11 protein-coding genes are annotated in these 12441 nt (G+C 74.4%); 8 read left to right on the forward strand and 3 right to left on the reverse strand.

Translation table 11 applies throughout. The features are described 5' to 3' along the window. Positions 1-31: 31 nt before the first annotated feature. The 5 genes from ACZ5OX_RS08765 (at position 32) to ACZ5OX_RS08785 (ending at position 7920) form a co-directional block, all read left to right on the forward strand. A complete protein-coding gene (locus ACZ5OX_RS08765) occupies positions 32-2389 on the forward strand; it encodes a hypothetical protein (protein WP_465629312.1) in 2358 nt (785 codons plus the stop codon). 180 nt (positions 2390-2569) lie between these two features. After that, positions 2570-3223: a DedA family protein gene (locus tag ACZ5OX_RS08770; RefSeq protein WP_465629313.1), complete on the forward strand. Its 654-nt coding sequence runs from the start codon at positions 2570-2572 to the stop codon at positions 3221-3223. Positions 3224-3429: 206 nt separating this feature from the next. Beyond that, complete coding sequence (locus ACZ5OX_RS08775; RefSeq protein ID WP_465629314.1) at positions 3430-5181, forward strand: threonine/serine exporter family protein; 1752 nt, start codon at positions 3430-3432, stop codon at positions 5179-5181. 88 nt (positions 5182-5269) lie between these two features. Continuing rightward, positions 5270-6346: a hypothetical protein gene (locus ACZ5OX_RS08780; protein ID WP_465629315.1), complete on the forward strand. Its 1077-nt coding sequence runs from the start codon at positions 5270-5272 to the stop codon at positions 6344-6346. A 308-nt stretch (positions 6347-6654) separates the two neighbouring features. After that, entirely contained in the window at positions 6655-7920 is a 1266-nt protein-coding gene (locus ACZ5OX_RS08785) for a C40 family peptidase (protein ID WP_465629316.1), read from the forward strand. Positions 7921-8007: 87 nt separating this feature from the next. Here ACZ5OX_RS08785 and ACZ5OX_RS08790 read toward each other — a convergent pair whose 3' ends face one another. Further along, complete coding sequence (locus tag ACZ5OX_RS08790) at positions 8008-8334, reverse strand: hypothetical protein (protein ID WP_449788342.1); 327 nt, start codon at positions 8332-8334, stop codon at positions 8008-8010. A gap of 127 nt (positions 8335-8461) precedes the next feature. On the opposite strand from ACZ5OX_RS08790, the gene ACZ5OX_RS08795 reads away from it, so the two are divergent. Next, positions 8462-8983 carry a GNAT family N-acetyltransferase gene (locus ACZ5OX_RS08795; protein WP_465629317.1) on the forward strand — a complete coding sequence of 174 codons (522 nt, stop codon included), beginning with the start codon at positions 8462-8464 and terminating at the stop codon, positions 8981-8983. Positions 8984-9024: 41 nt separating this feature from the next. Next, the gene (locus ACZ5OX_RS08800) at positions 9025-10305 is read left to right on the forward strand and encodes a GNAT family N-acetyltransferase (RefSeq protein ID WP_465629318.1); all 1281 of its coding nucleotides are present in this window, start codon (positions 9025-9027) and stop codon (positions 10303-10305) included. Between the two features lie 62 nt (positions 10306-10367). Here ACZ5OX_RS08800 and ACZ5OX_RS08805 read toward each other — a convergent pair whose 3' ends face one another. Continuing rightward, entirely contained in the window at positions 10368-11180 is an 813-nt protein-coding gene (locus ACZ5OX_RS08805; protein ID WP_449788339.1) for a TetR/AcrR family transcriptional regulator, read from the reverse strand. Between the two features lie 180 nt (positions 11181-11360). Between ACZ5OX_RS08805 and ACZ5OX_RS08810 the strand changes: the two genes are divergently transcribed. Continuing rightward, entirely contained in the window at positions 11361-11933 is a 573-nt protein-coding gene (locus tag ACZ5OX_RS08810) for a GNAT family N-acetyltransferase (RefSeq protein ID WP_465629319.1), read from the forward strand. A 21-nt stretch (positions 11934-11954) separates the two neighbouring features. Here ACZ5OX_RS08810 and ACZ5OX_RS08815 read toward each other — a convergent pair whose 3' ends face one another. Next, entirely contained in the window at positions 11955-12434 is a 480-nt protein-coding gene (locus ACZ5OX_RS08815; RefSeq protein WP_465629320.1) for a macro domain-containing protein, read from the reverse strand. Positions 12435-12441: the final 7 nt, after the last annotated feature.

Raw genomic sequence — 12441 nt, forward strand, 5'->3', positions numbered from 1 at the left:
AACTCATCAGCACGACGCAGGGGGAACGGGCATGACCACCGACATCTGGGCCTGGGTGCGCGACACCCACCGGCAGCTCGCCGAGGCCGGCCACCACCGGCTGGCCGACGCCATCGTCGAGCTGCCCGAGCACGCCACCGAGGGGCGCAACGAGCAGCTGGACGCGCTCTACCCGGAGGCGGTGGCCGCCGCCCGGGCGCTCGGCCTGCCCTGGGTCGAGGTCTACCTGCGGCACTGGCGGATGCAGAACCTGCTGAACAAGCGCCAGCAGGGCGAGGCGGTGCTGCCCGAGGCGGTCGACCTGCTGGACTTCGCGCACCGGGAGGAGACGGCGGGCTGCCCGCAGTCCGTCTGCGTGGTGCAGGACTTCGCGATCTGCCACGCCCGGGTCGACGGACCGGGGTACGTGGCCGAGCGCCTCGCCGTGGTCGGCGAGACGCTCGGCCGGATCGAGCCCGACCGGGCCTGCTACGACTGCCTCTCCCGCGAGTACTCCGACGCCCTGGAGGACGACGGCCGGGCGGGCGAGGCGCTGGACCACCTGGACTCCGCGGCCAACCGGATGCGGGCGGCCGGCCAGTCGGTCTCGCTCCGCTTCCACCAGGCCCGGGCCGGCACCCTGCACCTGCTGGGCCGGCACGAGGAGGTGCTGGAGCTGCTGGACACCGCCGAGCGGGCCGAGCAGGCGCAGGGGCGCCGGCTGGACGAGCGCGACCAGCGCTGGGGCGCCCTGCTGCGGGCCCGCGCCTTCGCCTCGCTCGGCCGCACCGAGGAGGCGCTCGCCCTGCTGCCCGAGCGGGCCGAGGCCGAGCGCCACGCCGACCTGCGCCCCGCCTGGACGCAGACGGTCGAGCTGCTGGTCGCGGCCGGAGCACGGGAGAACGACGCCGAGCTGGGCGCCGTCCTGGCCGGCTGGGTCGGCTACCTGGACGGCGTCGGCGCGCACCGCCCGTGCGTGGACCTGTTGCTGGCGGCGGGTCGGCTCGCGCTCGCCCGGGGCGCCCGCACGGTGGCGCTGACGCTCGCCGCGACGGGAGAGCGTAAGCTCACCCGGTTGCGTCGCACCGACGGCGTGTCGGAGCAGGTCGCGGCCCTGCGCGCGGCCGCCGAGGCACTGCCGGAGCCCGAGCTGCCCGTCCCGCCGGGCGAGCTGACGGCGCACCTGGCCGAGACCGGGGTGCCCTACGAGACCGGCGCCGACCTGCTCTCCGCCGCCCTGGACCGGTACCGGGGTGAGCAGGCCGGCGCTACCGGGCTGGCGGTGCTCCTGGCCACCGTGCTGGGCGGCCTCGGCCACGCCCGGGCCGCGGCCGAGCTGCTGTGGCGGTACGTGGAGCAGGACGCGGCGGACCGCGAGCTGACCGGCGCGCTCGGCGAGATGCTGATCGAGGCCAGGGACGCCGAGGGCATCCGCCGGCTCGCCGACCGGGTGTCCGTCACCGCCCCCGCCGACGGGCACTGGATACGCGCCCGCTGGGCCGCCACCGAGGGCCGCTGGGCCGAGGCGCTGGAGCGGTGCCGGACGATCCTGGCACTGGACGACGAGGTGATCAACACCCGCCGTCTCGCCGCCCACGCCGCCACCGAGCTGGGGGACCACGCCACCGCGCAGCGGATGTACCTGGAGCTGTTGGAGCGCGCGGCGCCGGCCGACGGCGCCGCCGAGGGGGAGGGCCACCGGCAGGTCCAGGAGCCGGACCTGTGGCACCTGATCACCGCGGCCACCGCCAACCGCGACTGGGCCGTGGTCCGCTCCACCGGCGCGCTGCTCGACATCGAGTTCGACGAGCCCGAGGGCCCGGTGGACGAGGAGTGGCAGCTCGTCACCATCCGCGCCACCCGGACCAACGGCGCCACGTCCGACCTGCCCGCGCTCCGGACGGGCCCGGCCACCGCCCGCATCCTGCCGGTGCTCGGCGACGACCTCACGCTCAACCACGGCGACGTGGTGGTCTTCGCCCCGGCCCTGCTGGAGCGCCCGCCGGCCGAGGACGCGCCCGAGGAGGAGCGGCGGCACTGGCGCCCGGTGTTCGAGCTGCTCACCCTGCTCGACCCGGCCGGGTACACCACGTACTGGATCGACGGCGCCTGGCCCGGGGACGAGCGGTGGTCGGCCCTGCGCGAGGAACTGCACGACGCCGGCTACGCGGTCTGGGTCTACAGCGGGGACCAGTACCGGATCACCGACCCGGCGGACGGCGGCGACACCCTGCCCGGCGTCTACGCGGCCCTCGGCGTGCCGCCGACCGCCTCGGCCGCCGAGGCCGACGCCCTGCTGCTGCGGCTGACCGACGGCCTGGCGCACCCGCTCGCCTGGCCGGCGCTGGCCGAGGCGGCCGGCGCGGACCTCGCCCGGCACGAGGAGACGGTCGAGCGCTACGGGCTCTGACCGCCCCCGACCACGCGGCCCCGGTGGGCCGGCCCTCCCGGGCCCCCGCCGGGGCCGCGTGCTTTCCGGCCGCGTTCCCGTCCGCGGTCCCGGCCAGGGAACCATCCGGCCCCCCGCCGAGTCTTTGTCAATGCTTTACTGTTTCATTGCCAAGACTCGACCCTCCCGGAGTGCCGCACCGTGACCAGCCTCGCCCTCGGCCCGTCCTGGCTCGATCCGACGACCCTGATCTCCACCTTCGGCCTGATCGGCATCCTGGCCGTCGTCTTCGCCGAGTCCGGTCTGCTGATCGGCTTCTTCCTGCCGGGTGACTCCCTGCTGTTCACCACCGGCCTGCTGGTGGCCGGCGGCACCTACCTGCACCAGCCGCTCTGGTTGGTCTGCGCGCTGGTCGTGGTTGCCGCGGTGGCCGGGGACCAGGTCGGCTACCTCTTCGGCCGCAAGGTCGGCCCGAGCCTCTTCCGCCGCCCCGACTCCCGGGTCTTCAAGCAGGAGAACGTCGAGAAGGCCGCCGCCTTCTTCGACCGGCACGGACCCAAGGCGATCGTGCTGGCCCGCTTCGTGCCGATCGTGCGCACCTTCACCCCGATCGTCGCGGGGGTGAGCAGGATGAACTACCGAAGCTTCGTGGTGTTCAACGTGCTCGGCGGGGTGCTGTGGGGCGGCGGCGTCACCGTGCTCGGCTACTTCCTCGGCCAGATCCCGTTCGTCCGGGACAACATCGAGGCCATCCTGGTCGGCATCGTGCTGGTCTCGGTGATCCCGGTGGCGATCGAGCTGCTGCGGGCGCGCCGCTCCGGCGCGGCGCGGGCCGCCCGCCACCGCGCCGGGTAGGCGTCCGCCGCTCCGGCCACGGGACGCCGCGTACATGTGCGTCAAGCTGTTCGATCAGGCAAGGTGTAACCCGAGATCGAGCGGCGGCAGACGGCCGCCAGGGGTGGCGAGGAGCGGAAGTGCCTAAGCGGGGCCGACCGGGAGCGGGCAAGCGGGCGAGGGGAGGCCGGGCGGTCCGACAGGCGCGGCAGACACCCCCGACGCCGGTGCACCCCGCCGACGCCCCGCCGACGGAGGGCCTGCTCGGCCACGCCGCCCCGCCGGTCGAGCCCACCACCGTCGTCCCGCTCGCCCCGCCCGTCCCCGAGACCAAGGGGCTGCTGGCCCCCGAGCCCGAGCCGGCGCCCGCGTCGGTGCCCGCGTCGGCGGCCCGCCCCGAGACCGGGCGGGCCGAGGCCGGACGGACCGAGGCCGAGCGCCCGGTCCGTCGCCGCTCGGTCGCCGAGGACACCCTCACCCCCGAGGAGTGGAGGGCGGCCGGCTACACCCCGCCCACCGGCATCCCCATACCGGAGCTGACCGCCGGCGCTCCCGGCGAGGCGCCCTGGCCGGACCGGATGCGCACCCTGCTGCGCACCCCGATGTCCGAGCGGCCCGCCTTCGAGCGCACCGCCCGCGAGATGCACCCCTCCTCGGGCGTCACCCGCAACGTCCCGCGCATCCTCGACCTCACGCTGCGCATCGGCGAGCTGCTGCTGGCCAGCGGCGAGGCCGCCGAGGACGTCGAGGCGGCCATGCTCGGCATCGCGCACGCCTACCGGCTGGACCGCTGCGAGCCGCAGGTCACCTTCACCCTGATCGGCATCTCGTACCAGCCCTCGCTGGTCGAGCCGCCGGTCACCGCCGACCGCGTGGTGCGCCGCCGCACCTCCGACTACACCCGGCTCGACGCGGTGTACGAGCTGGTCGCGGACATCACCGCGGAGAAGGTGACGGTCAACGACGCCTACCGCCGGCTCGCGGTGATCCGCCGCAACCGGCACCCGTACCCGGCCTGGTTCCTCGCCCTGACCACCGGTCTGCTGGCCGGTGCGGCGACCTTCCTGGTCGGCGGGAAGATGGACGACAAGGGCTGGCTGGTGTTCGCGAGCGCCTTCGTCGCGGCCGTCCTCGGCGACCGGCTGGCCTCCGCGCTGGCCAAGCGCCGGCTGCCGGAGTTCTACCAGTTCGTGGCGGCCGCGATGCCGGCCGCCGCCTCCGGGATCATCCTCTCGCTCAACGACTGGGGCCTGCGCGGCTCGGTCGTGATCACCGGCGGACTGTTCGCCCTGCTGCCCGGGCGCGCCCTGGTCGCCGCCGTGCAGGACGGCCTGACCGGCTTCTACATCACCGCCGCCGCACGCCTGTTGGAAGTGGTCTACCTGGTCGCGGGCATCGTGATCGGCGTGATGGTGATCCTCTACCTGGGCGTCGGCTTCGAGGCGAACCTGCGCCCGGACGAGAGCCTGGTGGGCGTCAACTACCCGCCGGTCCAGATGGTCGCGGCGATGGTGCTGACCCTGGCCTTCGCGACACTGCTCCAGACCGACCGCCGCGCCCTGGCCCTGGTCACCGTCAACAGCGGCATCGGCTGGGCCAGCTACGGCGCGCTGGTGTACAACGCGGGCGTCAACCCGATCGCGGCGACCGGCGTGGCGGCCGGCCTGGTCGGCCTCTTCGGCCAGCTGATGGCGCGCTACCGCAACGGTTCGGCGCTGCCGTACGTGACCGCCGCGATCGGCCCGCTGATGCCCGGTTCGGCGCTCTACCTCGGGATGCTCGCCTTCGCCCAGGGCCACTCCAGCGCCGGCCTGGTGTCGGTCTTCCGGGCGGCGGCGATCGCGATGGCGCTGGCGGTCGGGGTGAACCTGGGCGGGGAGATCGCCCGGCTGTTCATGAAGCTGCCGGTCGGCGCCGAGCTCCCGTCGCTCTACCCGGCCATGCCGCGCCGGGCGGCCAAGCGCACCCGAGGATTCTGACCGGACGTCGGCCGGTGTCGGGGGCGAGTCGGACCCCGGGCCACGTCACGGCAGGCAGGACGCAGGACCAGGAACGAAGGTAAGACCCATGACGACACTGCTGGACGGCTACCGCGAGCACATCGTCGCCGCGCACAAGCAACCGCTGTTCCTGCTGTTGGTCGGATTCATCACCTCCTTCGTCTGCATCCGGTTCAGCGTCCGGATGATCCGCGCCCAGGTGCGCTGGTGGCCGGGCAACGTGACCCCGGGCGGCCTGCACATCCACCACATGGTGTTCGGCCTGGGCTTCCTGCTGCTCGGCGGCATCGGGGTGTTCGCCACCTACGGCGGGCACCCGTGGATCAACTGGTTCGGGCTGGCCTTCGGCATCGGCTGCGGCCTGGTGCTGGACGAGTTCGCGCTGATCCTGCACCTGGACGACGTGTACTGGAGCGAGCAGGGCCGCAAGTCGGTGGACGCGGTGATCTTCGGCATCCTGTTCACCTCCCTGCTGCTGGTCGGGTACGTGCCGCTGGGCGTGGTGCCCGGCGAGGAGACCAGATGGGGCCTGGTCACGATCCTCTCGGTGAACGCGCTGGCCTCGGTGATCACCCTGATCAAGGGGAAGGTGTGGACCGGCCTGCTCGGGATCATGGTCCCCGGCCTGTCCTGGATCGGGGCGATCCGGCTGGCCCGCCCGAGCAGCCCGTGGGCCCGCTGGCGGTACGCCACGCGCCCCCGCCGACGGGCGCGCGCGCTCCGGCGCGAGCGCCTGCTGCACCGGCGCGCGGACCTGGCCCGCACCTGGCTCTTCGACCTGATCGCCGGGGCGCCCGACAAGGTGCCGGCCAACCACCCGGCCGCGCACCGGGTGGCCGAGCGGATGGCCGCCCGGGCCACCGCCCACCTCGACGCGCACGCAGCCCGGGCGCTGGCCCGCCGACAGGCCCGGCTGGTCGACCGCCGCTCGGTGGCCGCGGCGGGGGCGGGGGGCCCGGGCGCGGCGGACCCGGCGCCCGGGGTGGCCGAGGCCGGTCCGGCCCGCTCCCGCCAGGCGCAGCAGCGCCGCCGTACCGTCCGGGCCGGGCGCAGCCGGGCCTTCGCCGTCGCGCCGCTCGGGCCGGAGAGCCGGCCCGAGCGGCAGCCCCGGCCGCGGAAGCACACCCGACGGATCGGCCGGTAGCCCGCGGCGCTCCGCGCGCGCCGGCGTGCCGGTGCGACGGCCCGGCGTGCTCGGCTGTTCGCTCGGTCGTCGCGCTGGGCCTGTTCGCTCAGCCAATGCCGAGATTGGTCAGATCATCTGATAGTCACCCGACCAGCCGAGCATTTTCCAGGCGTGAAGGCCGCCGGAATTGAGAACATGAGCGCCATGTGACCGTTCTGTCACGTGATGGGACGATTCATCGGACCTCCCGCCGCCCCGGCCCGTCCACCCGCGGGCCGCGCACCGTCCGACGCCGTCCCCTCCGGACCCGTCAGAAGGGATGCCGCGTGGCGCGCAGGATCCTGCCGGCCCTCCTGTTGTCCCTCACCGCCCTGCTCCCCGCCGCCCAGGCCGCCCCAGCGGCCCCCGCCGCCCCCGCGGCCCCCGCGCCGACGGTCGGCCGGGCCGCGGACCAGGACCCCTACCCGAGCACCGAGGAGATCGACCGGGCCCGGGCCGAGGCCGAGGGCAAGGCCTCCTCGGCCGCCGCCCTGGAGGCCGCGCTCACCGCCGCCCGGGCCGAGCTGGACCGGGCCGGACGCGCCGCCGAGCAGGCCGTCGAGGCCTACAACGGCGCCCAGCTCGCGCTCGCCCGGGCCCGCGCCGAGGAGGCGGCCGCCGCGCGGCGCGCCGCCACCGCCGAGACCGAGCGGGCGGCCGCCGCCGATGACGCGGCCCGGCTCGCGGCCGAGACGTACCGGCAGGGCGCGGGCGCCGAACTCTCCGCGCTCAACGCGCTGCTCGGCTCCCACGGTCCGCGCGAGGCGGGCGACCGCGCCGCCGCGATCGGCCAGGTCAGCGAACGCACCCGGCAGATCCTGGACGCCGCCACCTCCACGGCCGCCGCCGCCCGCAGCGCGTCCGCCGCCGCCGGGGCCGCCACCGAGGCCGCCGGGCGGGCCGCCGCCGAGGTCGGCGCGGCCAAGGTCCGGGCGGAACAGCGGCTGGCGGCCCAGCAGGCCGAGGTGACGGCCGCGGCGCAGCGCCGCGAGCAGCTGCTCGTCGAGCTGGCCGCCGCCCGGGACACCACCGTCGAGCTGGAGCGCCAACGCCGCGAGGCCCTGGAGGCGATCGCCGCCCGCGAGGCCGAGGCCGCCGCCCGGGCCGCCGCCGAGCAGGCCGCCCGGGAGGCGGAGGCCGCCTCGGCCGGCACCAGGGCCCAGACGCCGCCCTCCCGTCCGTGGTCCGCCGAGGGCGCGGCCGCTGCCGTCGCCTTCGCCAGGTCCAAGATCGGCCTGCCCTACGTCTGGGGCGGTGAGGGCCCGGGCGGCTACGACTGCTCCGGGCTGACGATGATGGCCTGGCGCGAGGGCGGCCGGCAGCTCAACCACTTCGCCGCCGACCAGTACGCCCAGAGCACCCCGATCGGCTACCGCCAACTGCGCCCCGGCGACCTGGTCTTCTGGACCGACACCGGGCGCGCCGCCGACATCCACCACGTCGGGCTCTACATCGGCGACGACCAGATGATCGAGGCCCCGCGGGCCGGCATGCCGATCAAGCAGGCCAGCCTCTGGATCATGGGCACCCCGAACTTCTACGCCAGGCCGTAGCGCCTGTCCTCGAACTCGCGTCCGCGGGGCGCCGCCGGGCCCCGCGGTGTCGGGTCCGCGGTGTCGGATGCCGCGGCGGCGGGACCGTCAGCGGCCGTTCAGGGCGGCGGCCAGCTCCTTGCGGCTGTCGCGCAGCCGCAGGACGGCCCAGCCCCAGGCGGCGGCGAGCGGGAGCGACACCAGCAGGACGGCGACCGCGCCGCCGATCCGGCCGATCATCTCGGAGTCGCAGGCCTCCTGCATGTGGAAGCCGGTCGGCTCGTAGAAGGCCGGCGAGCCGCAGAGCCCGTTGCCGGGGACGAAGACCAGCCAGAGCGCCCAGAGCCAGCAGGCGACGGCCAGCGCGCCGACGAGCTTCGCGGTCGACGACCGGCCCTCGTACTCCTTCAGCTTGCGGAAGTACTCGTCCTCCATGGATTCCCCCCGGGATGCGGATCGTCTGTGCCTGAACCGGCACGAGGATGCCAGCCCGGGCCGTCCGGACGCCACTGTCGGTGGGCCGCGCTAGCGTGGCCGCTCGGACCGGTGCTGAGGAGGCGTCATGCGGTTGCGGGATGTTCGGGCGGGGGACGTCGAGGCGTACGTCCGGATGCGCTGCGACCCGGTGATGATGGCCGAACTGGGCGGACCGCTGCCCCGGGAGCGGGTGGAGGCGCGGCTGCGCAAGGACCTCTCCCTGGCGGCCGCGGACGTCTCCTGGATCAGGATGATCGTGCCGGACGGCGCCGCGGACGACGAGGCGGTGGGCACGGTCACGCTCTGGTCGGACCAGGAGGACGGCGTGACGGTCTCCGAGATCGGCTGGATGGTGCTGCCCGGGTACCAGGGCCGCGGCCTCGCCAAGGCGGCCGTGCGCCAGGTGCTGGACGCCGCCGCCGAGGACGGCCGCTGGGGCGAGGTGCACGCCAACCCGGGGGCGGGCAACGGGCCGTCCAACGGGATCTGCCGGGCGCTCGGCTTCCGGCTGCTCGGCGAACGGGACCTGGACTTCGCGGACCGCGTCCTGCGCGCCAACCACTGGGTGGTGGTGCCGGGTGAGCACCTGGGATCGGACACGGATTAATTCGGATGCCGCCCCGGGAGGGCCGCCGTACGGTGGCCCGCATGGGCAACAGCATCGATCACGCGGCCGTCGACACCGTGAACGAGATCCTGGTCCGAGCCGTCTCCCAGGACGAGGTGGAGGCCTGGGACAAGGCGCTCGCCTTCGGGTTCCTGCGCCCGCACCTGCCCCCGGCGACGGACATCCGCCGCCGGCAGTGGCAGCCGGGCCGGCTGCTGGCCGGTTTCGACGGCGACCGCCAGATCGCCACCTTCCGCAGCTTCGACACCGAACTGACCGTCCCCGGTGGGGCCGTCGTCCCGGCCGACGCCATCACCAACGTCACGGTGAGTTCCACCCACCGCCGCCGCGGCCTGCTCAGCGCGATGATGCGCCGGGACCTCGCGGCCGCCGCCGAGCGCGGCAGGGCGGTCGCCGTCCTGATGGCCGCCGAGTACAACATCTACGGCCGGTTCGGCTTCGGCCCGGCGACGTGGGGCGCGGGCCTGCACGTCGACCTGCGCCGCACCCGGGGCCTGCGCGACGGCCTGCCGGGGGTCCCCGGTGGCCGGATCGACTTCGTGGGCGTGACGGAGCTGCGCGAGCTGGGCGCGGACCTGTACGAGCGCTGGCGGCGCACCCAGCCGGGCGCGATCGAGCGCGACGAGCTGTGGTGGCTGCGCACCACCGGCGAGGTCCGGACGCCGGGCGTCGACTTCAAGGAGCCGTTCGCCGCCGTCCACCGGGACGCCGACGGGACGGTCACCGGCCTGGTGCTCTACCGGGTCGAGGGCAAGTGGGACGGCGCCTACCCCGACTGCACGCTCGAGGTGAGCGAGTTCATCGCGCTGGACCTGCCCACCGCGGTCGAGCTCTGGCGCTTCGTGCTGTCCGTCGACTGGGTGGGCCGGGTCACGGTGCCCAGGCTCGGCCCGGACGACCCGCTGCCGCTGCTGCTCCAGGAGCCGCGCGCGGCCACCCCGTACGAGGGCAACAGCGACGAGCTGTGGCTGCGGGTGCTGGACGTCGAGGCGGCGTTCGGCGCCCGGACGTACAACACCTCCGGCCGGGTGGTGCTGGAGGTCGACGACAAGCTCGGCTACGCGTCGGGGCGTTGGGCCCTGGAGGTGGCGCAGGACGGCACCGGTCGCTGCGCCAGGACCACCGACGAGGCCGATCTGGCGCTCGGCGCCTCGGAGTTGGGCTCGCTCTACCTGGGCGGGCAGACCGCGTCCGGGCTGGCCGCGGCCGCCCTGGTCACCGAGCTGCGCCCGGGCGCGGCGGCCGCCGTCGATCTGCTGCTGCGCACCCCGGTCCAGGCCTGGACGCCGACCGAGTTCTGAGCCCCGCTCCGCCGGGAACGGCCGACCCGTCCGCGGGCCGGCCGTCTCCGTCCGCCCGGGCGCTACTTGACCGCGGTCTTGCCGATGGTCGGCAGGATGAAGTCCTGGATCAGGCCCTTGGCGTCACGGACGATCGGGCGGAAGACCCGGTAGCGGGACAGGTTGATCACCCGGGCCGCGAGCGGCGTCGAGCGCCGCACGAACTCCCTGGTGCGCTCGGTGTCCGGGGTGCGGTCGAAGACCCAGTAGAGCACCACGATCATCAGGTACAGCCAGAGCACGTCGGGCAGCAGCTCGACGAGTTCGGCGTCCAGCTTGGGCGCCAGCTCCGAGCCCTGGAGCACGTCGCGGAACAGCTCGACCGCCGTGGCCCGGGCCGGGTGGGACTCGTTGGAGAACGGGCTCAGCGAGCTGGTCGGGTCGGCGGCGGTGCGGAAGAACTGCGCGGAGAACTCGTGGTACGGCGCGGCCGTGTCGAGCCAGGAGGTCAGCGCGATCTGCAGCCGCTCGGAGAAGTCCCGGGTGTGGGCCATGCGGCGCTTGGCGTCGGCCGCGTGCTCGTAGGTCATCCGGTCGTAGAACCCCTGGATCAGGAATTCCTTCGCCGAGAAGTAGTAGTACGCGTTGCCCACCGACACGCCCGCCTCGGTGGCGATGGCGCGCATGGTGGTCTTCTCGTAGCCCCGTTCCTGGAACAGCCGCATGGCCGTTTCGAGGATCAGGGCCCGGGTGGCCTCACTCTTGTCGGTCTTCGGCTTGGCCCGGCCACCGGGCAGGGCCTCCGGCCCGGGCCCGCTCTCCGGTCCGGGCACGGCCGAAGCCTCGGCCGTGCCGTTCCCGCCGTCCGTTCGGTTCGTCGCTGCCAGGTCGTCCACGGGCACGAGCCTAGCCGGAGACGACGTTCCATCCGGTGTCGGTGTTCGTGGTACCGGATGACCCCTCCGCACCCGGTGCCACGACGACCGCCAACATTTCGAACGCGTTCAAAAGCTGGGCAACACTGTAGGCGTATCGGTTGAACATGTTCAACTCCATCTCTGTGGGAGGCTGGTCACATGATCAGTTCAGGGCGGACCGTCATCCGGCGCGGCGGAGTGCAGGACGCCGAGTCCATCGCCGAACTGCACGCCGCCAGTTGGCGCACCACCTACCGGGGGATCGTCCCGGCGGAGGGGCTGGGCGACGGGATGGTCGCCCAGCGGCGTGAGCTGTGGAAACTGCGGTTGGAAGTCGACTACGGGGAGCCGGAGAACACGCCCGAGCTCCTGGTGGCCGAACAGGCCGGTGCGGTGGCCGGGTTCATCTATCTCGTCCCGCAGCCGGACGGCGGGGTGCTGATCGACAACCTGCACGTGCGCCCCGGCCTGAACGGGGGCGGCATCGGCCGCGAGCTGCTGACCGCCGGCCGTGCCCATGTCGCCGAGCGGCACCCCGGGGCCGGACTCTCCCTGGAGGTGCTGCGGGACAACACCCGGGCGATCGCCTTCTACGAGCGCGAGGGCGCCGAGCGGGTCCGGGCGCAGGAGGGTGAGTTCCCCGGCGGATTCCTGCTGCCCGAGTACGTGTACGCCTGGCCGGCCGGGCGCGTGGCGCCCGGTCCCGACCGGCCGGAGCCGGTGGATCGGTGAAGTGGAGGTGGTCGGGTCGGGTCAGTCGACGTCGTAGACCGTCACCGGTACGCCCCGGGCCGTCAGCCGGGCGGTGACCAGCGGCTCGACCCGCTCCCAGCGCCCGCCCGCCAGGCCGCAGCCGATCCGCGGCATGTGGACGGAGGCGCCGAGCCGGAGAGCGTGCTCGCCGAGTGCGGCCAGCCCGGTGTCGATCGCCTCGTACCGCACCGGCACCCCGGTGGAGCGCCCCGTCCGGATGCCCCGCTGGCCGACCAGGTTGGCCACCCAGAGGTGCGGACCGACCGGGACCAGTTGGACGGCCCCGAGGCCGAAGTCGTTCTTCGCCCGCTCCCGGTGCCAGCGCCGGTACGCCGCCTCGGGCTCGGGCCAGCGTCTGGAGAGCGCGAGCACGAAGCCCCTGCCCCAGCCGCCGAGATCGTTGCAGATGTGCGCGATCACCTTCACGCCCTTGCCCTGGGGCGTGGTGGCATCGCCTCGGACGTAGGTGATTTCCCCCATGCCTCGA

Source organism: Kitasatospora sp. NPDC032121, assembly GCF_055580145.1.